The organism is Achromobacter dolens (assembly GCF_902859745.1).
Lineage (GTDB): Bacteria > Pseudomonadota > Gammaproteobacteria > Burkholderiales > Burkholderiaceae_B > Achromobacter > Achromobacter dolens.
In genome coordinates this window covers 57,957-81,417 of sequence record NZ_CADIJW010000003.1, presented here as the reverse complement: position 1 = coordinate 81,417, position 23,461 = coordinate 57,957, and the positions used below count along the sequence as shown (strand labels likewise).

The window sequence follows — 23,461 nt, the reverse complement described above, 5'->3', positions numbered from 1 at the left end:
AGACTCAATTTCTTGAGAGTCTCATGCGCGACAAGATACTCAACTACTTGCGTTCGATACCGTGGCACGATCCGGGAACGGTCGCCTTCATGATTGACCTGGTTCAAATCGTGGCGATCGTGATCGTTCTCATCCTTGTGGCGCTCGCGGCAATTCGAAATTGGCTTTTCGCCTGAGAAGCAAATCCCATGGCCCCAACGCAAATGGGGCGACCCGTGATGACCATCCCGGATCGCCCCGCCGTCATCCCACCGACTCAGCGGGCGCCGTAGCCCCCGCCTCCCGGCGTTTCCACCACGAACACGTCGCCCGGATGCAGTTGGGCGCTATCCTGCGGACCGAGTTCCTCGACCGTGCCGTCCAGCCTTTCGACATAGTTCCGGCCCATCGCGCCCGGCTCGCCACCGGCCAGGCCGAACGGCGCATAGCGGCGGTTGTTGGACAGGATCGCGGCGGTCATGTCTTCCAGGAAGCGGATGCGGCGCACGCCGCCGTTGCCGCCCGGATAGCGCCCCGCCCCGCCCGAACCGTGGCGGATCTCGTACGACTCCAGCCGCACCGGGAAGCGGAACTCCAGCACTTCGGGGTCGGTGAGGCGCGAGTTGGTCATGTGCGCCTGCACCACCGAAGTGCCCGGGAAGCCTTCGTCGTGGGGACCGGCGGCATCGATGCGCACGGGACCGGCGCCGGTGCCGCCCGAGATGGTCTCGTAGTACTGGTGACGCGCGTTGCCGAAGGTGAAGTTGTTCATGGTGCCCTGGCTGGCGGCCAGCACGCCGAGCGCGCCGTACAGCGCGTTGACGATGCACATGGACGTTTCGACGTTGCCCGCCACCACCGAGGCCGGCGGGTTCGGGCGCAGCATCGAGCCTTCCGGCAGGATGATCGACAGCGGCACCAGGCAGCCGTCGTTCAGCGGGATGTCGTCGTTGACCAGGGTGCGGAACACGTACAGCACCGCGGCCACGGCGATGGCGCCCGGGGCGTTGAAGTTGTTGTCCAGTTGGTCCGAGGTGCCGGTGAAGTCGACCACGGCGCTGCGCGCCTGGTTGTCCACCCGCACCGCGACGCGGATGACCGCGCCGTTGTCCAGCGGATACTCGTAGCTGCCGTCCTTGAGCACCGAGATCACGCGGCGCACCGCCTCTTCGGCGTTGTCCTGCACGTGGCCCATGTAGGCCCGCACGACATCCAGGCCGAAGTGATCGCACATGCGCAGCAGTTCCTGCACGCCCTTTTCGTTGGCGGCGATCTGCGCGTGCATGTCGGCGATGTTCTGGTCCGGATTGCGCGCCGGCCAGCGGCCCGAGCCGAGGATGTCGCGCGCGGCCTGTTCACGGAACTCGCCGCCCTTGACCAACTGGAAGTTGGTGAACAGCACGCCTTCGTCTTCGACCGTCTTCGAATCCGGCGGCATCGAGCCCGGGGTGGTGCCGCCGATGTCGGCGTGGTGGCCGCGCGAGCCGACGTAGAACAGGATCTCGCTGCCCTTGCGGTCGAACACCGGCGTGATCACCGTGACGTCCGGCAGGTGGGTGCCGCCGTGGTACGGGTCGTTGACCACGTAGGCGTCGCCCGGCTGCATGCGGCCGGCGTTGGCGTTCATCACGGTGCGCACCGACTCGCCCATGGAGCCCAGGTGCACCGGCATGTGCGGCGCGTTGGCGATCAGGCGGGCCTGGGCGTCGAAGATGGCGCAGGAGAAGTCCAGGCGTTCCTTGATGTTGACCGAGTACGCCGTGTTCTGCAGGCGGTAGCCCATCTGCTCGGCGATCGACATGAACAGATTGTTGAACACCTCCAGCATCACCGGGTCGGCCTGGGTGCCGACAGCGCGGCGCTCGGGGCGGGCCTCGACGCGGCGGATCACGAAGTGGTCCTGTTGCGTCAGCTCGGCCTGCCAGCCGGGCTCGACCACGGTGGTCTGGTTCGGCTCGGAGATGATGGCGGGGCCCGCCACCACGTCGCCGCCTGCCATGTCTTCACGCACGTACAACGGCGTGTCGCGCCAGGCGCCGCCGCTGTACATGCGCACGGTGCGGCGCGGCGCCAGCGCGCCGTCGCGGCTGCGCGAGGCGGGCGTCTCGGTGACGCGCTCGCCGCCGCCGGTGGCTTCCACCGAGATGGTCTCCACCACCAGTTCGCGGTTGGGCATGAGGAAGGAATAGCGCTGGCGATAGGCCGCCTCGAAGTCCTTGCGGGCCTGGTCCAGGTCCGAATACGGCACTTCGAGCGCGGTGTCGGTGCCGCGGTACTTCAGGTGCAGGCGGCGCTGCACCTGGATGTCGCTGTCGGCCACATGCTGGCGGCGCAGTTCGCCCACGGCCTGCTCGGCCAGCGCGTCCAGTTCGCCTTGCAGCTCGGCCATCAGCGCGGCGTCGAGCGTTTTTTCGACGGTCTTCTGGCGCATGTCGGTCTGGTCGGCCAGGCCCATGCCGTAGGCCGACAGCACGCCGCCCAACGGGTGCGCGAACACGGTGGTCATGCCGAGCGCGTCGGCCACCAGGCAGGCGTGCTGGCCGCCGGCGCCGCCGAACACGGTCAGCGCATATTCGGTGACGTCGTGGCCGCGCTGCACCGAGATGCGCTTGATGGCTTCGGCCATGTTGCCGACGGCGATTTCCAGGAAGCCTTCGGCCAGTTGTTCCGGCGTCATGTCGCGGCCGGTGGCGGCGCGGACCTCGTCGGCCATGGCCTGGAAGCGCTGCACGACGGCGTCGCGGTCCAGTGGCTCGTTGGCGTCGGGGCCGAAGACCTTGGGGAAGAAATCGGGCTGGATCTTGCCGAGCAGCACGTTGCAGTCGGTCACGGCCAGCGGGCCGCCGCGGCGGTAACAGGCGGGGCCGGGGTTGGCGCCCGCCGAATCCGGGCCGACGCGCAGGCGCGCGCCGTCGAAATGCAGGATCGAGCCGCCGCCGGCCGCGACCGTGTGGATGCTCATCATCGGTGCGCGCATGCGCACGCCGGCCACCAGGGTCTCGAATTCGCGTTCGAATTCGCCGGCGTAGTGCGACACGTCGGTGGAGGTGCCGCCCATGTCGAAGCCGATGATCTTGTCAAAACCCGCTTGTTCGCTGGTGCGCACCATGCCGACGATGCCGCCGGCCGGGCCGGACAGGATGGCGTCCTTGCCGCGGAAGCGGTGCGCGTCGGTCAGGCCGCCGCTCGATTGCATGAACATCAGGCGGATGCCAGGCAGCTCGCTGGCCACCTGGTCGACGTAGCGCTTGAGGATGGGCGACAGGTAGGCATCGACCACCGTGGTATCGCCGCGCGAGACGTACTTGATCAGCGGGCTGACCTCGTGCGAGGCCGATACCTGGGTGAAACCGATCTCGCGCGCGATGCGGGCGGCGCGCTGCTCGTGGCCGGTGGCGTGCCAGGCGTGCATGAAGACGATGGCGACGGTGCGGATGCCGCTGTCGTACGCCGCCTGCATGTCGCGGCGCAGCGCCGCTTCGTCCAGGTCGCGGATCACTTCGCCATCGGCGGCGACGCGCTCGTCAGCCTCGACCACGGCCTCGTAGAGCATTTCCGGCAGCAGCACGTTGCGGTCGAACAGGCGCGGGCGGTTCTGGTAGGCGATGCGCAGGCCGTCGCGGAACCCGCGGGTGGTGACCAGCAGCGTGCGTTCGCCCTTGCGTTCGAGCAGCGCGTTGGTGGCGACCGTGGTGCCCATCTTGACGCATTCGACCTGCTCGGCCGGCACCGGCTGGCCGGGCGCGATGCCCAGCAGCTTGCGGATGCCCGCCACCGCCGCGTCGCGGTACTGCTCGGGGTTCTCCGACAGCATCTTCGCGGTGGTGGTGGTGCCGTCGGGGCGGCGCGCCACGATGTCGGTGAAGGTGCCCCCACGATCAATCCAGAATTGCCACTTCATATTCATCCTCGGGTACAAGAAGCCGCCACGGCGCTGCCGGCCGCGGCGTGCGGGTGGTGGTACGGGAAGGATCCCGCGTATCGGTTACAGGGAGGTCGCGGCGCGCGCGGCCTGGTCGTACAGGCCGGACAGGGCGCGCAGCGTGTGCGCCAACTGGCGGCTGAATTCCAGGCCGCCCCCGCCCGGCGCGTCGAGGCCGGCGGTGAGGCATTGCTCGCGGATTTCGCCGTAGCGCTTGATGATCGCCGCGCCCTCGGGCGTGACGCTGTAGAACACTTCCTTGCTGGCGCGATCGCCCTTGACCACGCCCAGGCGGTCGAGCTTTTTCAGCGCGTAATTGACGATGTGCGTGTCTTCGACATTGAGCGTGAAGCAAATGTCGGCCAGCTTCTTGGGACGCTGGCGGTGGAACACGTGGTGGAACACCATGACATCGGTGGGCGTCAGGTCAGGCAGGCCCGCCGCCGCCATGCAGCGCACGGTCCAGCGGTCAAAGGCGTGGCTGGCGATCATCAGGCCGAATTCGACTTCGGACAGATCGGGCGCGCTGCCCCCGGCCAGGTGGGCCGACGAGGCGATCAACGTGGAGGTCATAACGGCCGCGCAACGAGTTTATCTGCGCGAAATACTAATAATTTATCTATATTTCATCAATAAAAAATAAATCAGGGACATAAAAAAAACCCTCGTTTCGAGGGAATACCCCTAGCTCCTGGCCCCCGCTGACAGAACCGTCCGGCCGCGCCAGGGCGTTCGCGGCAGACGCCCGCCGCGGCGCCTGCCCTCAACAAAAGACTACGGCGCGTCCCAGCCCGCCGGCAGATTCGCGCGGATCAGCGACCCCGCGATGGAGATGCGCGCCGCGATCTCGGGCATCGGATCGCCCGGGCCGAACCAGCGCGCATCGGCGATCTCGTCTTCCTGCACGCGGATGTCGCCGGACACGTACTCGGCCGTATAGGCCACCATCAGCGAATGCGGAAACGGCCACGACTGGCTGCCGAAGTACTTGAGGTTGCCGACCTTCAGGCCGACCTCTTCCAGCACCTCGCGGTGCACCGTCTGTTCGATGCTCTCGCCCGGCTCGACGAAGCCGGCCAGCGCCGTGTAGCGCCCGGCGGCATTGGCGGTGTGGCGCGCCAGCAGGATGCTGTCGCCCTTGCGGATCAGCACCATCATGGCCGGCGAGATGCGCGGATAGGCCGAGAAGCCGCAGGCCGGGCAGCGCTGGCAGAACTCGCCGCTGACACGCGTGGTAGGCGTGCCGCAGGCGCCGCAGAAACGATGGGTGCGGGCCCATTCCGCGATCTGGTAGGCGCGCCCGGCAAGCGCCATGCGTTCCTCGTCCAGCACCCCGAACAGCGACCGCAGCTTCTTGAACGCGTAGCCGTGCGGCGCTTCGATGCCCGGCTCGACATGCGCGGCGCGGGCCGGCGATTCCGGCGCGGCCCAGACCGGCTGCAAGGCATCGGCGCCAAGTCCTGCCCGCACACAGGCGTCCAGGTCCGGCAACACGCTGGTGGCTTCCTCGACCAGCAACTCGTCACGACGAAAAACGAAATTCACACGACCCTCTGCGGCACGACTGCGATGACGAGATCTTAGAAGAAAAAAGCCCCGCCGCAAGACTTCGTCCGGCCCGTGGGCACACTATTTCAATCTTCAAGCAATCCGCGCGCGCCAGCCTAGGAATTACCCGTAAACGCGCATTTACAGGCACTTTGTGACCAATTGGCAACATAGAATGGCACGGCTTTTAAGCTACGCGTCATACGACGCCGCGCGCTCTTTTCGCAATGCCTACCGGGCCACGACGTCCCGCACTCCTCATTCGCAAAGAAGGACCATCATGTTCAAGAAGCTCTCGCTGTTGACCGGCAGCCTCATCGTGGCGTTCAGCGCCGGCGCCCAGGCCCAGACCAAGTGGGACCTGCCCAGCGCCTATCCCGCCAGCAACTTCCACGTCGAAAACCTGACGACCTTCATCAAGGACGTGGACACGCTGTCCGAAGGCAAGCTCAAGATCACGCTGCACAACAACGCCTCGCTGTACAAGGCGCCCGAAATCAAGCGCGCCGTGCAAGGCAACCAGGCCCAGATCGGCGAGATCCTGCTGACCAACTTCGCCAACGAAGACCCGATCTACGAACTGGACGGCCTGCCCTTCCTGGCCACCGGCTACGACGCCTCGTTCAAGCTCTACCAGGCGCAGAAGCCGTTCCTGGAAAAGAAGCTGAACTCGCAAGGCATGACGCTGCTGTACGCGGTGGCCTGGCCGCCCCAGGGCATCTTCGCCAACAAGAACATCAAGCAGATCAACGACATGAAGGGCCTGAAGTGGCGCGCCTACAGCCCGGTGACGGCCAAGATCGCCGAGCTGGTCGGCGCCCAGCCGGTGACGGTGCAGCAGGCCGAACTGTCGCAGGCCCTGGCCACCGGCGTGATCGACTCGTACATGTCGTCGGCCTCCACCGGCTACGACACCAAGACCTACGAGTACATCAAGAAGTTCTACGACACCCAGGCCTGGCTGCCCAAGAACGCCGTGATCGTCAACAAGAAGGCGTTCGACGCGCTCGATCCGGCGACGCAGGAAGCCTTGAAAAAGGCCGGCGCGCAGGCCGAGGAACGCGGCTGGAAGCTGTCGCAGGAAAAGAACAAGTGGTACCAGGAAGAACTGGCCAAGAACGGCATGGAAACCATCAAGCCGACCGTCGAGCTCAAGGAAGGCCTGTCGGTGATCGGCAAGCGCATGCTGGATGACTGGCTCAAGAAGGCCGGCGCCGACGGCCAGGCCATGATCGACGCCTACCGGAAGCAGTGATACGACCATGCGCCGCTTTCTGGATGGACTTTACGGCGCGGCCGGCCTGCTGGCCGGCCTGTGCACGATCGGTGTATTGGTGGCGGTGCTGGCCGCGATCGTCGCGCGCCAGCTCGGCCTGAACATTCCCGGCACCGACGCCTATGCCGGGTATTTCATGGCCGCCGCGGGCTTCCTGGCGCTGGCCAGCACCTTCAAGCATGGCGAGCACATCCGCGTGACGCTGGTGCTGAACGCGCTGTCCCCGGCCGGCAGCCGCCGCCTGGATATCTTCGCGCTGGGCATCGGCTGCCTGATGGCCGCCGCCTTCGCCTTCTTCAGCGTCAAGCTTACCTACGACTCCTGGCAGTTCAACGACATCTCCACGTCCAACGACGCCACGCCGCTGTGGATTCCGCAGTTGAGCATGGCCGTGGGCACGGTCCTGTTCCTGGTCGCCCTGCTCGATGAGCTGGTTCGCCGTTCACGCGGCCTGGCCGCCGCCACCTCGCAGCAAACCCATGAATGAACTTCTCGTCATTACCCTGCTGGTCGTCTCGATCTTCGCGTTCCTGGGATGCGGCGTCTGGGTCGGCCTGACACTGGCGGGCACCGCCTGGATCGGCATGGAGATCTTCTCCAGCCGTCCCGCCGGCGATGCCATGGCCGTCACCATCTGGGGCGCCTCGTCGAGCTGGACGCTGACCGCCCTGCCCCTGTTCCTGTGGATGGGTGAAATCCTGTTCCGCACGCGCCTGTCGGAAGACCTGTTCAAGGGCCTGGCCCCCTGGCTCAACCGGCTGCCCGGGCGCCTGCTGCACACCAACGTGATCGGCTGCGCCATCTTCGCGGCGGTGTCGGGCTCGTCGGCCGCCACCTGCGCCACGGTCGGCAAGATGACCATCCCCGAGCTGACGCGCCGCGGCTACCCCGAATCGAAGATCCTGGGCACGCTGTCGGGCGCCGGCACGCTGGGGCTGCTGATCCCGCCGTCGATCATCATGATCGTCTACGGGGTGGCGGCGGACGTGTCGATCGCCAAGCTGTTCATCGCTGGCATCGTGCCGGGCATCCTGCTGGCGCTGCTGTTCATGGGCTACATCGCCTGGTGGGCGATCCGCAACCCGGACGAAGTGCCGGCCGCCGATCCCGGCCTGACGTTCATGCAAAAGCTGTCGCGTTCGCGCCACCTGATTCCGGTGATGCTGCTGATCGGCGCGGTGCTGGGCTCGATCTACACCGGCCTGGCCACGGCCACGGAAGCGGCGGCGGTGGGCGTGGTCGGGGCGTTGATCCTGTCGGGACTGCAAGGCTCGCTGAACCGTTCCACCTTCATGCAGTCGCTGCTGGGCGCCACCCGGCTGTACTGCATGATCGCGCTGATCCTGGCCGGCGCGCAGTTCCTGACGCTGGCAATGGGCTACATCGGCCTGCCGCGGGCGCTGGCCGAATGGATCGGCGGGCTGGGCCTGTCGCAGTTCTGGCTGATCATGGCGCTGATGGTGTTCTTCATCATCCTGGGCTGCTTCCTGGACGGCATTTCCATCGTGGTGCTGACGATGGGCGTGCTACTGCCGACCGTGCAGGCGGCCGGCATCGACCTGATCTGGTTCGGCATCTTCATCGTTTTCGTTGTGGAAATGGCACAGATCACGCCGCCGGTGGGCTTCAACCTGTTCGTGCTGTCGGGCATGAGCGGGCGCGAACTGCCCTACATCGCGCGCGCCTCGCTGCCGATGTTCTTCCTGATGATCCTGGCGGTGCTGCTACTGTACATGGTGCCCGGCATCGCCACGTGGCTGCCGCTGCATATGACGCTATGAGCCCGTAGCGCCCCCCAGAAACCCCGTTCTCGCAACGGGGTTTTTTTTGGAACAATCGCCTGATTGTTTCAACCATCGCCTTTTTTGTAATTCTGTAAACCCAGGGAAAACGCGAAAAAGATAAACGCACTACACAAGCCGTAACTTTTTTAGAATCCCCGTGGCGTTCCAGTGCGCACCAAGATGGCGCACAAACGCAACCAGGGCCAACGCTCCGGACCCGCGCCAACCCCTGGCGTCGGTGCAGCGGCCCCGCTCCGGGCGAACCGCCAGGCGCATCCCGTCGAGTCAAAAGCCCGACGTACGCAAAGAACAGAAACATTAGGAGAAGCCTTCGTGAAACGCATCACCCTCTCGCTCGCCGCAGCCGGTCTCGGCCTGGCCGCCGGCGCCGCTTCCGCGGAAACCAGCGTCACCCTGTACGGTATCGCCGACGTCAGCATCCGCTACGTCAACACCAGCGACGGCGCCACCGGCCAGGACGGCAGCCGCATCTCCATGGCCAACGGCGCCATCTCCAACAGCCGTTGGGGCCTGCGCGGCTCGGAAGACCTGGGCGACGGCAACCGCGCCTTCTTCCGCCTGGAGCAAGGCTTCAACGTGCAGAACGGCAAGGCCTCCGACACCAGCAAGACCTTCAACCGCCTGGCCTACGTCGGCCTGGATGGCGGCAAGATCGGCGCGCTGACCCTGGGCCTGCAGAACACGGTGATCCAGGACCTGATGGCCGACTACTTCGACCCGCTGACGGTCGGTAACTACAACGAAAACTCGTGGCTGCCCGCCGCCATGGGCCGCGTGCGCAACAACAACTCGTTCCGCTACTCGAACACGCTGGGCGACCTGAACGTGATCGCGCAGTGGGCCAACGGCGACAAGTGGTCTGACCGCAAGGCCGGTCAGCAGATGGGTGTGAGCCTGCGCTACACCGTCGGTCAACTGGGTCTGGGCGCCGCGTACCAGAACACCTACGAAGGCAACGATTCCGACCTGCGCCAGCGCGTCTGGAACTTCAGCGCCTCGTACCAGTTCGAAAGCGCCAAGATCTTCGCGGGCTACTTCAACGGCCGCGACCAGACCGGCTGGGTCAACGCCGTCATGGGTGGCACCACCACCGCCCAGCTCGACCGCAAGGACAACGGCTACTTCGCCGGCGTGACCTGGCAGGCCACCCCGCGCTGGGCCATCACCGGCGCCGCCTACTACGACCAGAGCAAGAACGTGGTCGAGGACGGCGACAAGGGCAAGCGCTACGCCCTGGTGGCCGTGGCCGAGTACTCGCTGTCCAAGCGCACCCAGGTGTACGGCACCGTGGACTACAACAAGGTCCGCGACGCCGCCACCGGCGAAATCGCCGGCCGCACCAGCCAGGTCGGCGCCGGCGTGGGCATCCGCCACATCTTCTGAGTCCTTCGAGACTGTCGGCCCGCCCCCGGCCGCCTATCAAGAAAAAGCCCGTCGCCTCGCGCGACGGGCTTTTTTTCGCCTGGCGGAAAGCGGCCGACGGGCTACATCCCGAGATACGCCTTGCGCACCTCGTCCGACGCCGCCAGCTCGGCGGCATCACCCGACAGCGCAATGCGCGCGCTCTGCATCACATAGGCGCGCGACGCCACTTCCAGCGCCTGCGTCATGTTCTGCTCGACCAGCAGCACCGACAGGCCATCGTCGCGGTTCAGCGCGGCCAGGGCGTCGAACACCTGCTCCACCAGCAGCGGCGACAGGCCCAGGCTGGGCTCGTCGATCAGCAGCAGCCGCGGCCCGCTCATCAGGGCGCGGCCGATCGCCAGCATCTGCCGCTCGCCGCCGGACATGGTGCCCGCGAGCTGTTCACGGCGCTCCTTGAGCCGCGGGAACAGCGTGTAGACCTTGTCCAGCCGCTCCTGGTAGATGCGCTCGTCGCGCACGGTGTACGCCCCCAGCCGCAGGTTCTGCTCGACCGGCTGGCGCGCGAACACCCGCGCGCCTTCCGGAATCATGGCGATACCCTGCTTGACCAACTGGTCCGGCGGCGTTCCCGTGATGTCGCGCCCTTCGAAGACGACCCGGCCTTCCCTGGGCTTGACCGAGCCGATGATGGCCAGCAGCGTGCTGGACTTGCCGGCGCCGTTGGCGCCAAGCAGCGCGGCGATTTCGCCTTGCCGCACTTCCAGCGACACGTCGCGCACGGCCTGCACGCCGCCGTAGGCCACGCTCAGGTTGTCGACCTTCAACATCGCATCAGGCACGGTGCTTCCTCCCCAGATAAGCCTCGATCACGGCGGGATGGCGCACGATGTCCTGGGGCGCCCCTTCCGCGATCATCTGGCCAAAATTCAACACCAGCACCCGTTGCGCCAGCCGCATCACCACCTCCAGCACGTGCTCGACGATGATCAGCGTGACCCCGGCGGCATGGATGCCGCGCAGGATCTCGGCCAGCGCGATGGCCTCGGCCGGATTGAGGCCGCCGGCCACTTCGTCCAGCAGCAGCATGCGCGGCTCGGTCGCCAGCGCACGCGCCAGCTCGACCCGCTTCTGCCCTGCCACGTTCAACTCGGCCGCCAGCGTATCGGCGCGGTCGGCCAGGCCCACCAGCTCCAGCACCCGCGCCGACGCGCGACGCGCGTCGGGCAGGCGCGGATGGCGCAGCAGCGCGCCGACCATGGCGTTCTCCAACACCGTCATCTGGCCGAAGCTGCGCGGGATCTGGTAGGTGCGCACCAGGCCCATGGCCGCGACCTGCTCCGGCCGCCGGCCGATCATGGACTCGCCGGCGAACGCCACCGTGCCCGAGGTCGGCTCGTGATGGCCGACCAGGCCGTTGAACAGCGTGCTCTTGCCCGCGCCGTTGGGACCGATGATGGCGACGATCTCACCCGCCTCTACCGACAGCGAGATGTCCTTGTTGGCGACCAGGCCGCCGAAGCGCTTGGTCAGGTTCTTAACGTCGAGCAGAGCCACGGCGCCTCCTCAATGTCACCAGACCGCCTGGCAGGAACAGGGTGACGAGCAGGATCGCCAACCCGAAAATCAGCAGGTCCAGGCCCAGGCCCGAACTGCCCCACAGCACCCGCGTGCCTTCCGACAGCGGCAGCAGCACCGCGGCGCCCAGCCACGGACCGACCAGCGTGCCGACGCCGCCCAGGATGGCCACCAGCACCACCTGCACCGACATCGTCAGGCTGAACATCGACTCAGGATCGATGAAGCCCACGTACATGGCGAAGAAGCCGCCCCACACCCCGGTCATGCCGGCGGACAGCACGAACGCCAGCATCTTGTAGCGGTCCGCCGGCACGCCCAGGCTGCGCGAGGCCGCTTCGTCGCCATTGATGGCGCGCCAATAGAAGCCGGTCTTGGAATGCACCAGGAAGTACGTGGCGCAGAACGTCAGGAACGCCAGCCCCACCGCGATCCAGTAGTACGGCACCTTGCTGCGGAACAGCAGCATCCAGGCGGCGTCGCCGATCGGCGCCTCCAGCCCGACCGCGCCGCCGGCCCAGTCCCAGTTGATCATCAGCAGCAGCCCGATCTGCAGCAGCGCGATGGTGGCCATGGCGAAATAGTGGCCGGACAGGCGCAGCGTCGGCCCGCCCACCAGCCAGGCCAGCGCCGCGCTGATCAGGCCGCCCAGCGGAATGCCGAGCAATGGTGTCAGCTTCAGATGATGCAGCAGCAACAGCGTGGTGTAGCCGCCCACGCCCACGAACACCGCGTGGCCGAAGGAAATGCGCCCAAGAAAGCCGCCCACCAGGTTCCAGCACGCGCCGAGCGCGCCGAACATGATGGCCAGCAGCAGCACCTGCAGGGTGAACGAGTCGGTCACCACCAGCGGCACCAGCGCCAGCAGCACCGCCGCCGCCAGGGCCACGGCCACCGGCCATTTCGGCACGCCCGAGGCCGCGCCGTCCTTTTTCTGTGTCGTCGTCATGTCACCACCGCCCGAACAGGCCGCGCGGCCGATACCAGAGAACCAGGATGAAGAGGATGAAGACGCTGACCGTCTTCAGCGCCGGCGCCACGAAGTAGCCCGTCATTGCCTCGATGATCCCGATCAGGATGCCCGCGATGAAGGCGCCCGGCAGCGAGCCGAAGCCGCCCATGCAGACCGCCACGAAAGCCAGCAGGCCGAATACCGTGCCCACCGATGGGAACACGTAGAAGAACGTGGTCAGCAGCGCGCCGGCCAGGCCGACGGCGGCGCTGCCCAGCATCCAGACCTGGGCGTTGACGCGGTCGGGCGAAATGCCGACCAGCGCCGCCACCTGGCGGTCTTCGGCCACCGCCTGCAGCGCATGGCCCCAGCGCGTGCGGTACACCAGCACGAACAGCGCGACCACCATCACCAGCGCGATCAGTCCGGTCACCACCTGCGGACGGCCCAGCGAGATGCCCGCCACGGTGACGCTGCCGGACACCAGGGTGTCGGGCAGGCTGCGGTAGTCGGGGCTGAAGGCGATGAACGCCAGTTGCCGCAGCACCAGGCCCAGGCCGAAGGTGGCCAGGATCACCGCCATGGCGGGACCTTTCTGCAGGCGCTTGATGATCAGCGCATAAGTGAGGAAACCAACGAAGGCCAGCACGATGGCGACCAGAGGGGCCGACAGCGTGGGGTCGATATGACCCAGGGTATAGAGCCAATAGGCGGCATACATGCCGAGCATCAGGAATTCGCCATGGGCGAAGTTGATGACGTCGGTGATGCCCCAGATCAGCGCCAGCCCCACAGCCACCGCGGCATAGATCAGGCCGTTGAACAGGCCTGCCGAGAGAGCTTCAAACATGGAGTGCTCCTGTGGCGGGCCCCCGCGGCCCGCCACGGCTGATGATTACTTCCAGGAGAACGGCAGCGTGGGCAGCGTCTTGTCGGTGCGGTACTTTTCCGGCCAGACCGTCTGGTAGGACGAGCCCTTCAGTTCCAGGATCAGTCCCGAACCCTTGGTGTTCTGGCCCTTGTCGTCGAACTTCACGCCGGCCCAGGGCATGGCCACTTGCGCCTCGCCCAGGTCGGTGGCCGCCAGCGCCTTGCGGATCGCTTCCGGATCGGTGGAACCGGCGCGGTTGATGGCATCGGCCAGCACCAGCACGCCCTGCATCGAACGGGCGTTGTTGCCGTTCAGGTCCTTGCCGGTCTTGGCCTTGTACATGTCGTTGATCTTCTTCAGGCCGGCCTTGGCGGCGGCGACGTCGTTGCCCCACACGTCGCGCGTCAGCACGCCCTGCACCTGCGGGCCCACTTCCTGCACGAAGCGCGAATCGATGAAGCCGGCGTCGTTGGCCAGCAGCACCGGCGGCGCGTACTTGCTTTCGCGCATGGTGCGCACGAACAGCATGGCGTCCGAGGTGTAGCTGGCGAAGATCGCCACGTCGGGCTTGGCGGCGGCCAGCTTCTGCACCTCGGCCGTCACCGAGGCCGAACCGGCGCTGTAGGCGATGTTGGCCACCACCTGGCGCTTGTACTGCTTGGCGAACTTCTCGACCGCCTTGTAGGTGTTGACGCCAAAGTCGGTATTCTCGTAGACCACCGCGATCTTGGCGGTCGGCGTGCCCTTCACGCCGTCCAGGAACTGCATCATGTTCTCGACGAAGGTGTCGTCGTTGGGCGAGGTGCGGAAGAACCACTTGTAGCCGCGCTCGGTCAGGTCCGGGCTGCTGGACTCGCCATTCAGGTAGGGAATGCCGCGCTGCTCGGCGATGCGGCTGGCGGTCTTGGTGACGGCCGACTGGTAGGCGCCGGTCAGGGCCACCACCTTTTCCTGATCGATCAGCCGCTGCGCGTCGGCCAGGCCCACTTCGGGCTTGCCCTGCGAATCGCCGAACACGACCTCGATCTTGGCGCCGCCCAGCGCCGGCAGGCCGGCGCCCGCGGCCAGCGGGATCCCTTCCAGTTCGGGATGCGGATTATTGACGATGTCCACGGCCAGTTCGACCGCGGCCTTGATCTCGGCGCCGGTGGACGCCAGCGCGCCGGACAGGGGATAGATCGCGCCGATCTTCACGGTCTTGACCTGGGCCTGCGTCGGCGCGGCGGCCAACAGCGCCAGACTCGCGGCGACACCCGCAATGAGCTTCATCTTCATTACCTGACTCCTGGAGAAATTCCACTGTGAAAGCAATGCAAAACGCGGGGCGCATGGCCCCGGGCCCGGGAAATCCGGGCCTGCGGCGACCCGCCACCCGTGCGCAGTCCGACGGGTGGTGGATCTTGAACTCTTGTCGCCTTTTCCCCTTGTCCTGTCATGGATCTTTCTGGAGGCAAAACCAAAGCTGCTGACGCGTCCGACCATGGACGCTTTGTAATGGGTACTGCTAGTGCGCGAAGACTGTGATTTCTAGCGGTTTTCCGCTGACGGTTGACTGAGAATCGGAGCGCGGCCTACAGGATCGCCATGCGGCTGTTGACCAGGTCGGTGACCAGCATATGCCCGGGCGCGTGGGTGATGCAGAAATCGGGGCGCACGGCGGCCACCACCGATTGCGGCGTCACGCCGCAGGCCCAGAACACCGGCAGCTCGCCGGCGCGGATCTCCACCGCGTCACCATAATCCGGTCGGTCGATATCGGCAATCCCGATCAATGCGGGGTCGCCGATATGCACGGGGGCGCCGTGCACCGAGGGAAAACGCGAGGTCACCTGGATGGCGCGGATGGCGTCGGCGGCCTTCAGGGGCCGCATCGACACCACCAGCGGGCCGCCGAAGACGCCGGCGGCATGGGTCGGGATATTGGTGCGGTACATCGGCACATTGCAGCCCTGCTCGATGTGGCGCACCGGCAGGCCGTTGTCCAGCATCGCTTCCTCGAACGAGAACGAGCAGCCGATCAGGAACGACACCAGGTCATCGCGCCACAGGTCGCGCACGTCGGTCGGCTCGGCCACCAGCTCGCCGTTCCGCCACACGCGATAGCGCGGGATGTCGGTGCGGATGTCGATGTCCTGGCCCAGTTCGGGCAGGGAGGGATCGCCCGGCTCGGACATGGCCAGCAATGGGCACGGCTTGGGATTGCGTTGGCAGAAATGCAGGAAATCCGCCGCCAGCGCGCGCGGCAGGATCGCCAGGTTGGCCTGCACGTGCCCCGGCGCCAGGTTGGCCGTGGGACCGCTCAGTTTGCCGCTGCGGGCGTCGAGCCTTGCGCGACGCGCCAGTTCCACGCTGTTGCGGGCCGCCGAATCCAATGCCATGTCCATTCCCCTGAAGCCAGTGTTGGTATGGCGCCATTGCACCGGAACTCGGGCCCGGCGTCTAATCACATGTTGCGATAGACCCCGATCAGAATTCCTTATCAGGGTTTTGCCGGATGGCGCAGCGCTTCTTCACGCGCAATGTGCTGGGCGGCCTCGGCCACGGTGCGCGGCACCTGGCTGTCGGGGCCCTGCATCCAGCAGGCGGTGTAGTGCAGCGGCGGCAACGCCGGCGCCTTGACCTCCAGCACCCGCAGCTCGCCCTGGGTCAGCTCCTTGCGCAGGATCACCGGGGCGATCACGGCGGTGCCGATGCCGTCGAGCGCCATGCGCACGATCACGCTCAGCGCCGAACTGCCATACATGCGCGGCGCGTCCACGCCGGCCTGCTGCAGCAATTGCCGCACCGCGCGGTGCGGATCGGTGGTGGACGAATAGGTGATGACCGGCCACTCCCCCAGCCGCTTCAGGCTGATGGGCTGGCGTCCCACCTTCAGCTTGGGGCTGGCGACCCAACTGAGCGGGTAATTGCACAGGTACAGGTTTTCGATGCGCGGCTCTTCCATCGGCCCCAGCAGGAACGCCAGGTCGATCTGGCGCGAGGCCAGTTGGGTCTTGAGCACGGTAGTGGTGTCCACCTGGATCTCGACCATCAGCGCCGGGTAGGCGTCGTGCAGGTATTCCATCAGCGTCGGCAGCCAGGTATGCACGATGGTCTCGGACACGCCCAGCCGCAGGGTGCCGGTCATAACGCTCTTGGCCCGCGCCGCTTCCTGCATGTCGCGGCGCAGTTGCAGCATGCGCTCGGCGTGTGACAGCAGTTCCTGGCCCTTGCCGGTCAGCTTGATGCCGCGCACGTCGCGGTCGAACAGGCGGATGCCCAGGTCGGATTCCAGCGACGCGATGCGCTGGGAAATCGCCGGTTGAGTGGCATTGAGCTTTTCGGCCGCGGCGCGAAAGCCGCCCAGCGTGGCCACCCAGAAAAACGTCTCGATATTGCGCAGATCTATCATGGCGCCCGTATCCTGCCCCGTTGCGCGGCATGTCCAGCCTGGATGTTAGCGTCTGGGGGACGGTTCCGATATGGCGGAAAACACCGCCCTGCCCGCCCGCGCGGCCGCCATCCCCGCCCGACAGCCGTCCCCGCGAAGCAAGGCCCGACAGCGGGCGGCCCGGGGCCGAGAGCGGGCGCGGCCCCGGTCCGGGTTCAACCCGCGAGCAGTTCCTCGACCGCCAGGCCAATGGCCAGGATGCGGCGGTCGGCGCCGTTGCTGCCGGCGATCATCAGGCCGACCGGCGCGCTGCCGTCGGCGTGGCAAGGCAGCGACAGCGCGCAGCCGTCGAGGAAGTTGATCAGCGTGGGATTGCGCAGGATCAGGCCGTTGGCGGCGTAATAGGCTTCATCCGAGGCCGTCAGGTCGGCCACGGCCGGCGCCACGATCGGCGTGGTCGGCAGGATCAGCGCATCGTAGCCGGCGATGCGGCGGTCGACCGCGGCGACCCAGGCTTCGCGCGCGTCCAGCAGGTCCAGGTAGTCGGCGGCGCTCATGTCCTTGCCGCGCATGATGCGCGACACCACGCGCGGATCGTAACGCTTGCCGGCGCGGGCGATCAGGTCGCGATGCCAGGCCCAGGCCTCGGCGGCGGTGAAGCCGCCCTTGGCGTTGATGCCGGCCAGCTCGGCGAATTCCGGGATGGCAACCTCGTCGACCAGCGCGCCAGCCTCTGCCAACCGCGCCACGGTGCGCGCGAAGGTGTCGGACACGTGCTTGTCCATGGCATCCAGCGCCAGCGTCTGGGGCACCGCCAGGCGCAGGCCGCGCAGCGGCAGCGCCTCGGGCACCGGCCCGCCCTCGCCCGACAGGATGGCGTCGAGTTCGGCGCAGCAGCGCACGCTGGCGGCGATGGGGCCGATGGAATCCAGGTTGGCCGACAGCGGCAGCACGCCTTCCATCGACACGCGCCAGGCGCTGGGCTTGAAGCCGGTCAGGCCGCACAGGGCGGCGGGAATGCGCACCGAGCCGCCGGTGTCCGAACCGATGGCGGCCACCGCCATGCCGTCTGCCACCGACACCGCCGCGCCCGACGAGGAGCCGCCGGGAATGCGGCCCGTGGCGCGGTCCCAGGGGTTCAGCGGCGTGCCGTAATGGGGGTTGATGCCCAGGCCCGAATAGGCGAATTCGGTCATGTTGGTGCGGCCGATGATGACCGCGCCGGCGGCGATCAGGCGCTGCACCACTTCGGCGTTGGCGTCGGCCGCCGGTTCGCCCTCGCGCGCCACCGAGCCGGCCATGGTGGTCTCGCCCTCGATGTCGAACAGGTCCTTGATGCTGATCGGCAGGCCCTCGATGGCCGAGCGCACGATGCCGGCGGCGCGCAGCGTGTCCGAGGCGCGGGCCTGGGCCAGCGCCGCCTCGGCATACAGGCGGGTGAAGGCGCGGGCGCCCTCGCCGGCCGGATCGTTGGCGCGAGCCAGGGCGGCCTCGGTCAGTTCAACGGAAGTGGTGCGGCCGTCGTTCAGGGCGGCGGTCAGGTCATTCAGGGTCGAAAGCATACGGTTCCAGGGGGCCGCGGGGCGGCATGAAAAGTGTTGGACCGGCGCGCCCCGCAGGGGCGCGTCATGGCAATCAGGGCGCCTGCCGGGCGTCAGGCCACCACCGGCAGGATCTCGACATGATAACGGTGGCGCAGGCTGCGTTGGCGGCGCGGATCGAACAGTTCCATGGTGAATTCGGCCGACGGGCGGATGCCGCCGATGGCGCCGACGGTGCCGCAGGTCATGCCGGCGCCTTCGGGCAGCGTGGCGCCGCCGCCGGTGTAGCCGGCGATCAGGTCCTGCGGCGTGCGCAGCGAGGCCAGCGGGCCTTCCTGGTACAGCACCTCGGCGCCGTTCTCGACGATGTACGAACGGATTACCAGTTCGTCCCAGTATTCGGCCACGTCGGCCAGGCGCCACGCCGAGGTCGCCACCGGCTTGACGCAGACCTGCTTGGACATGGCCACACTGACCGTCTCCAGCTTGCGGTCGGTGTGGTCCGAGGCAATGCTCACGTACATTTCGCCGTCGGCCGCGAACACGAAGGTCTCGACCTCGCCGGACGAATCGCCGCCCACCGCCTGCACCCGTTCGGCCTGGGTCAACTGGTTGTCGGCGATGCGGTAGTACAGCGGCACGCTGGTGGGACGCGGCACGCCGATGGCGGCCAGTTCCTCGATGTGGTGCTCGATGGCGGCGAGGTCGCGCCCGGCCCAGCCGGCCACGATGAGGGTATTGAAGTCCACCTCGACCTGGCGGGGGGAATCGGCTTCGATCTGGAATACGGCTTTCATGAAAAGTCCTGCGGAGGTAAACGGGGAAGAATGGGCACGGCCGCGCGGCCGTGCCCGAAGGGATACCGGGGCTAGCCGAACACGCGCGGCAGCCACAGGGCCAGGTCGGGCCACCACGCCAGCAACGCCAGCATCACGAACATGGCCAGCACGAACGGCAGGCTGCCGGTGATCACGGCGCTCATCGAGCCGCTCTTGCGCAGGCTCTGCACCACGAACAGGTTCAGCCCCACCGGCGGCGTGATCAGCGCGGCCTCGACCAGGATGATGATGATGATGCCCAGCCAGATCGGGTCGTAGCCCAGCGCGATCATGATGGGCGCGACGATGGGGATGGTCGTGATCATCATCGACAGGGTCTCCATGAAGCAGCCCAGCACCAGGTAGAACACGATCACGATCAGCAGCATCCAGCCCGGCGACAGGCCCAGCCCGGTGATGGACTGGGTCAGCGCGTCGGTCAGGCCGGTGGCGGACATGACGAAGTTCAGGAAGCTGGCAGCCACCACGATCAGCATGATCATGGCGGTCGAGCGCATGGTGCCTTCCATCGCCTCGCGCAGCATGGTCCAGGTCAGGCGGCGGAACCAGGCGGCCAGGATCAGCGCGCCCAGCACGCCCAGCGCGGCGGCCTCGGTGGGCGTGGCCAGGCCGGCGTAGATCGAGCCCACCACCAGCAGGAAGATGCCCATCGGCGGCGCCAGATGCACCAGGCTGGCGAAGCGCTGGCCCCAGGTGGCCTGGATCTTCTTGCCGCCCCAGGACGGCTTGACCACGCAGGCGATCATCACCGTCAGCATGAACAGCGCCGCCATGGCGAAGCCCGGGATGATGCCGGCCAGGTACAGCTTCGGCACGGACGAATTGGTCAGCACGCCATAGATCACCAGGTTGATCGACGGCGGGATCAGGATGCCGAGCGTGCCACCCGCGGCCAGGCTGCCCAGGAACAGCGGCTCGTTGTAGCCATACTTGCGGATCTGCGGAATCGCCACGGTGCCGACCGTCGCGGCGGTGGCGACGCTGGAGCCGGAGGTGGCCGAGAACAGCGTCGAGGCGCCGATGTTGGCGTGCATCAGGCCGCCCGGCAGCCACGACAGCCACAGGCTCATGGCGCCGTACATGCGTTCGGCGAAGCCGGCCCGCAGCAGCACCTCGCCCAGCATGATGAACAGCGGAATGGCGACCAGCAGGAATTCGTTGTTGGTGCTCCAGGATATCTCGCCGATCGCGCGCGACAGCGGCAGCATCGAGAACATCGGGTCCAGGATCAGGCCCAGCACCCCCAGGGCCGCGCCCACGGGGATCGACAGGCCGATCAGGACCAGCAACAGAGTCAGGGCGGTGGCGATCATGCGGCGGCTCCCTTGACCATGCGCTCGCCGGCGGCGGCTTCCTCGTCGGCTTCTTCCTGCGCGGAACGCACGCCGCAGATTTCCTTGACCAGTTCGATGTCGCCGGTCACCAGGGCGGCCGAGGCGCGCGCCAGCATCAGGGCGACGGTAATGCACATCCAGGCCAAGCCCAGCAGCCACAGGCCTTGGGGAATCCACAACGGCGTAGCCAGCGGCGTGTTGGCGGCGGACTTCTGCGCCCACGACATCTGCACCACTTCATAGGCGTAATAGGTCAGGAACACCATGAAGACCGCCAGCGCCACCATGGAAACCCAATCGAGCACGGCCGACACGCGCACCGGCAGCTTCTGGTAGAGCACGTCCACCCGCACGTTGGCGCGCTGCAGCGTGGCAAAGGCCAGCGCCCAGGAGGTGCTGATGGCGAAGGCGTAGCTGGACAGTTCGTCGGCGCCGCCGGTGTTGAAGCCCAGAAACTTGCGGGCCAGCACGTCGAAGGAAATGAGCAGCACGCTGGCGATGGTCAGCGCGCCGCCCGCCCACACCGCGACGCGCGAGAAGGTCTCGGCGCGACGCAGCAGCCCGCCCAGCAGGCGGAAGTGTTCGGTTCGGGTCATGGGAAAAACCTCTGCGGCCGGATACGGCCTCGATGATGAATCGCAGGCGCGCCGCCGCTGCAACGGCGGACGGCGCGCGGTCTCGCTTACTTGCTGGCGGTCACGCCCAGCGTCTTGCCGACGGTGGCGTTGAAGTCCTTGACGCACTGCGCCGAGCAACGCGCGGCCCACTTGGGCAGCACGGCTTCCTGCGTCACCTTCTTGAGCAGTTCGCGGTCGGCGTCCGAAGGCTGCACCAGCACCATCTTGCCCTTGACCGGGAACGGGCACGCGGCCGCGCCGGTGTTGCAGTCATAGCCTTCCTGGGTCTGGCGCGCCGCGGCATCCCAGATGTTGTCGACCAGCGTCTTGACGTTGGCCTGCAGGAAGGTGCGCACGTTGGGATCGAGCTTGTCCCAGGCCTTCTGGTTGACGGCGTGGATCTGCTGGTTCCAGTTGATCGGCAGCGCCACCAGGTGGGTCGACACTTCGTACCACTTGGCCGAGTAGCCCGACAGCGAGCCGGTGATGGCGCAATCGACCACCTTGTTCTGCAGCGCCGGCACCACTTCGCCGAACGCCATGGTGACGCTGGAGCCGCCCAGCGCTTCCACGAATTCGGCGGTGGTGCGGCTGCTGGTGCGGACCTTCTTGCCCTTGATGTCGGCCAGGCCCTTGATCTCGGCGTTGCAGAACAGCACCTGCGCCGGATAGGTGGAGATGCCCAGCAGCTTGACGTTGCTGCCTTCGCCATAGAGGCGCGCGTAGACCGGCTCGAAGGCGTTGGTCACCTCGCGCGCCGTCTTCACGTCCGGCGCCAGGCCGGCCAGGTCGATGGCTTCGTTGATCGGGTTGTCGCTGGCGAAGTACGACAGCGTGGCGGTGCCGAACTCGACCACGCCGGTCGACATCAGGCGCAGCAGTTCCGGGCCCTTCAGGCCCATTTCATTGAAGCCCTTGATGTCCGCGGTGACCTGGCCCTTGGACGCTTCCGGAATGGTCTTGGTCCAGAACGGCTTTTCGTAATCGTTGTAGGCGGTCAGGTTGGACAGGCCGCCGACCACCTTCAAATGGGTCTTGGGCAGGTCTTGCGCCTGGGCGGCGCCGGCCAACAGGCTGGCGGCGACGGCGGCGAGAGCGAGCGACTTCTTCATGGAACAAACTCCTGGCTGGCGGGATGGTCTGGCGCGCGCGGGTCCCCGTTACCTTGAGCGCGCGGGTAGAAATCGGAACGTCAGAGGAGCAAAGTTTTTCCCCCGCGCCTGTGCTTCCAGGCGATCTTCTTGATATGCCGCCATTGCAGCGTCAGGGGCGCCGAGCGTCCAATCGTATGTTGCGATGTGGGGGTATAAATATTTCTTGGGTCTCGCCGGCGGGCCGCCCGGCGCCGGCCGCAGAGCCAGCAACCATGCGGCCTGGCGCGGAATCGGGGGGTCGGACGCGGGCGCGCCGCGAGCGCTTCGCATGACCGCCCGCGCGCGCGGCGCTGGGGAAAACACCTAGGCGCGCGCGCCCCGGCGGATCATGATGCGTGCCGTTGCCGGTGCGGCCCGGGGTCCGTGCGCGGCTTGCTTTCGCGCGGACAGGCCTTAGGACGACGCCACACCGTCGCCCGCCTGCGCGGCCACTTTTTGCGCCATCTGCGCGATCAGCCGCGCCGCGTGGCTGTCCGGCCCCTGCACCCAGGTGGCCGTGAAACTCAATTCGGGCAGCGGGTCGGCATCGACCCGCAGGATGCGCAGTTCGCCTCGCGCCAGTTCCTTGCCCAGGAACACCGGCGCGATCACGCTGGTGCCGATGCAGTCCTGCGTCATCCGCACCACCATCGACATCGAGGCGCTGCCGTACATGCGCGGCGACGCCACGCCGGCGCGCGTCAGCATGTCGCGCACCACACGATATGGCGCGCTATTGGACGGATAGGTGACGATGGGCAGGCGGCCAATGCGTTCCAGCGTCAAGGGTTCGGGGCCCAGTTCCAGCAGCGGACTGGCGACCCAGGCCAGCGGATAGGTGCACAGCGGCAGGTTCTCGACCCGCGCCTCCAGCACCGGCCCCATGAGGAAAGCCAGGTCGATCTGGCGCGACATCAGGTGCGAGCGCAGCACGTGGGTGGTGTCCACCTCGATCTCCAGCACCAGCGCCGGATACGCGGCGTGCACCAGCTCGATCAGCGTCGGCAGCCAGGTCTGCACGATGGTCTCGGCCACGCCGATGCGCACCGTGCCCGTCATGACGTTCTGCTCGCGCGCGGCCTCGAACATGTCGCGCCGCACTTGCAGCATGCGCTCGGCGTGCGACAGCAGTTCATGGCCCTTGGCGGTCAGCTTGACGCCGCGGGCGTCGCGCTCGAACAGGCGCACGCCCAGATCGGCCTCGAGCGAGGCGATGCGTTGCGATACCGCCGGCTGCGTGGTGTTGAGCTTGTCGGACGCGGCACGGAAGCTGCCCAGCGTGGCGACCCAAAAGAATGTTTCTATATTGCGTAGTTCGATCATGAACCTTTCCC

The 23,461-nt window shown here is 66.9% G+C and carries 21 protein-coding genes; 5 read left to right on the top strand and 16 right to left on the bottom strand.

The window, feature by feature from the left end:
* The first annotated feature begins 23 nt into the window (after positions 1–23).
* Positions 24–176 (top strand): hypothetical protein, encoded by a 153-nt coding sequence (locus HV783_RS04080; protein ID WP_162876561.1) that lies wholly within the window; start codon positions 24–26, stop codon positions 174–176.
* A gap of 80 nt (positions 177–256) precedes the next feature.
* On the opposite strand, the gene HV783_RS04075 is transcribed toward HV783_RS04080, so the two are convergent.
* From HV783_RS04075 to nudC, 3 genes are all read right to left on the bottom strand, one after another.
* On the bottom strand, positions 257–3,880 hold the full coding sequence (locus HV783_RS04075) for a hydantoinase B/oxoprolinase family protein (protein WP_175188734.1): 3,624 nt from the start codon (positions 3,878–3,880) through the stop codon (positions 257–259).
* Between the two features lie 84 nt (positions 3,881–3,964).
* The gene (locus tag HV783_RS04070) at positions 3,965–4,474 is read right to left on the bottom strand and encodes a winged helix DNA-binding protein (RefSeq protein WP_175188733.1); all 510 of its coding nucleotides are present in this window, start codon (positions 4,472–4,474) and stop codon (positions 3,965–3,967) included.
* Positions 4,475–4,675: 201 nt separating this feature from the next.
* A complete protein-coding gene (nudC, locus tag HV783_RS04065) occupies positions 4,676–5,446 on the bottom strand; it encodes an NAD(+) diphosphatase (RefSeq protein WP_054502648.1) in 771 nt (256 codons plus the stop codon).
* A gap of 283 nt (positions 5,447–5,729) precedes the next feature.
* On the opposite strand from nudC, the gene HV783_RS04060 reads away from it, so the two are divergent.
* From HV783_RS04060 to HV783_RS04045, 4 genes are all read left to right on the top strand, one after another.
* Complete coding sequence (locus HV783_RS04060; protein WP_054502649.1) at positions 5,730–6,704, top strand: TRAP transporter substrate-binding protein; 975 nt, start codon at positions 5,730–5,732, stop codon at positions 6,702–6,704.
* Between the two features lie 7 nt (positions 6,705–6,711).
* Complete coding sequence (locus tag HV783_RS04055; RefSeq protein WP_054502650.1) at positions 6,712–7,212, top strand: TRAP transporter small permease; 501 nt, start codon at positions 6,712–6,714, stop codon at positions 7,210–7,212.
* Positions 7,205–8,506, top strand: a complete 1,302-nt coding sequence (locus tag HV783_RS04050) for a TRAP transporter large permease (protein WP_054502651.1) — start codon at positions 7,205–7,207, stop codon at positions 8,504–8,506. The genes HV783_RS04055 and HV783_RS04050 overlap by 8 nt, the downstream gene beginning before the upstream one ends.
* Before the next feature lie 336 nt (positions 8,507–8,842).
* The gene (locus HV783_RS04045; protein WP_054502652.1) at positions 8,843–9,913 is read left to right on the top strand and encodes a porin; all 1,071 of its coding nucleotides are present in this window, start codon (positions 8,843–8,845) and stop codon (positions 9,911–9,913) included.
* 101 nt (positions 9,914–10,014) lie between these two features.
* Here HV783_RS04045 and HV783_RS04040 read toward each other — a convergent pair whose 3' ends face one another.
* From HV783_RS04040 to HV783_RS03980, 13 genes are all read right to left on the bottom strand, one after another.
* Positions 10,015–10,722: an ABC transporter ATP-binding protein gene (locus HV783_RS04040; RefSeq protein WP_054502653.1), complete on the bottom strand. Its 708-nt coding sequence runs from the start codon at positions 10,720–10,722 to the stop codon at positions 10,015–10,017.
* A gap of 4 nt (positions 10,723–10,726) precedes the next feature.
* Positions 10,727–11,449, bottom strand: coding sequence for an ABC transporter ATP-binding protein (locus HV783_RS04035; RefSeq protein WP_054502654.1), 723 nt, complete (start codon positions 11,447–11,449; stop codon positions 10,727–10,729).
* Positions 11,430–12,419 carry a branched-chain amino acid ABC transporter permease gene (locus HV783_RS04030; RefSeq protein WP_054472166.1) on the bottom strand — a complete coding sequence of 330 codons (990 nt, stop codon included), beginning with the start codon at positions 12,417–12,419 and terminating at the stop codon, positions 11,430–11,432. The genes HV783_RS04035 and HV783_RS04030 overlap by 20 nt, the downstream gene beginning before the upstream one ends.
* Before the next feature lies 1 nt (position 12,420).
* Complete coding sequence (locus HV783_RS04025) at positions 12,421–13,272, bottom strand: branched-chain amino acid ABC transporter permease (RefSeq protein ID WP_064523012.1); 852 nt, start codon at positions 13,270–13,272, stop codon at positions 12,421–12,423.
* A 45-nt stretch (positions 13,273–13,317) separates the two neighbouring features.
* On the bottom strand, positions 13,318–14,568 hold the full coding sequence (locus HV783_RS04020; protein ID WP_006388192.1) for an ABC transporter substrate-binding protein: 1,251 nt from the start codon (positions 14,566–14,568) through the stop codon (positions 13,318–13,320).
* A gap of 296 nt (positions 14,569–14,864) precedes the next feature.
* Entirely contained in the window at positions 14,865–15,671 is an 807-nt protein-coding gene (locus HV783_RS04015) for a putative hydro-lyase (RefSeq protein WP_217484221.1), read from the bottom strand.
* A 101-nt stretch (positions 15,672–15,772) separates the two neighbouring features.
* A complete protein-coding gene (locus HV783_RS04010; RefSeq protein WP_054502656.1) occupies positions 15,773–16,684 on the bottom strand; it encodes a LysR family transcriptional regulator in 912 nt (303 codons plus the stop codon).
* Positions 16,685–16,878: 194 nt separating this feature from the next.
* Entirely contained in the window at positions 16,879–18,225 is a 1,347-nt protein-coding gene (locus HV783_RS04005) for an amidase (RefSeq protein WP_064523014.1), read from the bottom strand.
* A gap of 92 nt (positions 18,226–18,317) precedes the next feature.
* A complete protein-coding gene (locus tag HV783_RS04000; protein ID WP_116791235.1) occupies positions 18,318–19,001 on the bottom strand; it encodes a DUF2848 domain-containing protein in 684 nt (227 codons plus the stop codon).
* Positions 19,002–19,072: 71 nt separating this feature from the next.
* Positions 19,073–20,356 carry a TRAP transporter large permease gene (locus HV783_RS03995; RefSeq protein WP_006388187.1) on the bottom strand — a complete coding sequence of 428 codons (1,284 nt, stop codon included), beginning with the start codon at positions 20,354–20,356 and terminating at the stop codon, positions 19,073–19,075.
* Positions 20,353–20,973 carry a TRAP transporter small permease subunit gene (locus HV783_RS03990; RefSeq protein ID WP_006388186.1) on the bottom strand — a complete coding sequence of 207 codons (621 nt, stop codon included), beginning with the start codon at positions 20,971–20,973 and terminating at the stop codon, positions 20,353–20,355. The genes HV783_RS03995 and HV783_RS03990 overlap by 4 nt, the downstream gene beginning before the upstream one ends.
* A gap of 86 nt (positions 20,974–21,059) precedes the next feature.
* Positions 21,060–22,106: a TRAP transporter substrate-binding protein gene (locus tag HV783_RS03985; protein ID WP_006388185.1), complete on the bottom strand. Its 1,047-nt coding sequence runs from the start codon at positions 22,104–22,106 to the stop codon at positions 21,060–21,062.
* A 435-nt stretch (positions 22,107–22,541) separates the two neighbouring features.
* The gene (locus tag HV783_RS03980; protein WP_054416693.1) at positions 22,542–23,450 is read right to left on the bottom strand and encodes a LysR family transcriptional regulator; all 909 of its coding nucleotides are present in this window, start codon (positions 23,448–23,450) and stop codon (positions 22,542–22,544) included.
* Between the last annotated feature and the right edge of the window lie 11 nt (positions 23,451–23,461).

Excerpts from the sequence above, each read along its gene's own strand:
- HV783_RS04055 (WP_054502650.1), top strand. The coding sequence starts at position 6,712 with ATGCGCCGCTTTCTGGATGGACTTTACGGCGCGGCCGGCCTGCTGGCC.
- HV783_RS04005 (WP_064523014.1), bottom strand. The coding sequence starts at position 18,225 with ATGCTTTCGACCCTGAATGACCTGACCGCCGCCCTGAACGACGGCCGC.
- HV783_RS04050 (WP_054502651.1), top strand. The coding sequence starts at position 7,205 with ATGAATGAACTTCTCGTCATTACCCTGCTGGTCGTCTCGATCTTCGCG.
- HV783_RS04070 (WP_175188733.1), bottom strand. The coding sequence starts at position 4,474 with ATGACCTCCACGTTGATCGCCTCGTCGGCCCACCTGGCCGGGGGCAGC.
- HV783_RS04080 (WP_162876561.1), top strand. The coding sequence starts at position 24 with ATGCGCGACAAGATACTCAACTACTTGCGTTCGATACCGTGGCACGAT.
- HV783_RS03995 (WP_006388187.1), bottom strand. The coding sequence starts at position 20,356 with ATGATCGCCACCGCCCTGACTCTGTTGCTGGTCCTGATCGGCCTGTCG.
- HV783_RS03985 (WP_006388185.1), bottom strand. The coding sequence starts at position 22,106 with ATGAAGAAGTCGCTCGCTCTCGCCGCCGTCGCCGCCAGCCTGTTGGCC.
- HV783_RS04010 (WP_054502656.1), bottom strand. The coding sequence starts at position 16,684 with ATGATAGATCTGCGCAATATCGAGACGTTTTTCTGGGTGGCCACGCTG.
- HV783_RS04040 (WP_054502653.1), bottom strand. The coding sequence starts at position 10,722 with ATGTTGAAGGTCGACAACCTGAGCGTGGCCTACGGCGGCGTGCAGGCC.
- HV783_RS04060 (WP_054502649.1), top strand. The coding sequence starts at position 5,730 with ATGTTCAAGAAGCTCTCGCTGTTGACCGGCAGCCTCATCGTGGCGTTC.
- HV783_RS04030 (WP_054472166.1), bottom strand. The coding sequence starts at position 12,419 with ATGACGACGACACAGAAAAAGGACGGCGCGGCCTCGGGCGTGCCGAAA.
- HV783_RS04025 (WP_064523012.1), bottom strand. The coding sequence starts at position 13,272 with ATGTTTGAAGCTCTCTCGGCAGGCCTGTTCAACGGCCTGATCTATGCC.
- HV783_RS04015 (WP_217484221.1), bottom strand. The coding sequence starts at position 15,671 with ATGGCATTGGATTCGGCGGCCCGCAACAGCGTGGAACTGGCGCGTCGC.
- HV783_RS04075 (WP_175188734.1), bottom strand. The coding sequence starts at position 3,880 with ATGAAGTGGCAATTCTGGATTGATCGTGGGGGCACCTTCACCGACATC.
- HV783_RS04020 (WP_006388192.1), bottom strand. The coding sequence starts at position 14,568 with ATGAAGATGAAGCTCATTGCGGGTGTCGCCGCGAGTCTGGCGCTGTTG.
- HV783_RS03990 (WP_006388186.1), bottom strand. The coding sequence starts at position 20,973 with ATGACCCGAACCGAACACTTCCGCCTGCTGGGCGGGCTGCTGCGTCGC.
- HV783_RS03980 (WP_054416693.1), bottom strand. The coding sequence starts at position 23,450 with ATGATCGAACTACGCAATATAGAAACATTCTTTTGGGTCGCCACGCTG.
- HV783_RS04000 (WP_116791235.1), bottom strand. The coding sequence starts at position 19,001 with ATGAAAGCCGTATTCCAGATCGAAGCCGATTCCCCCCGCCAGGTCGAG.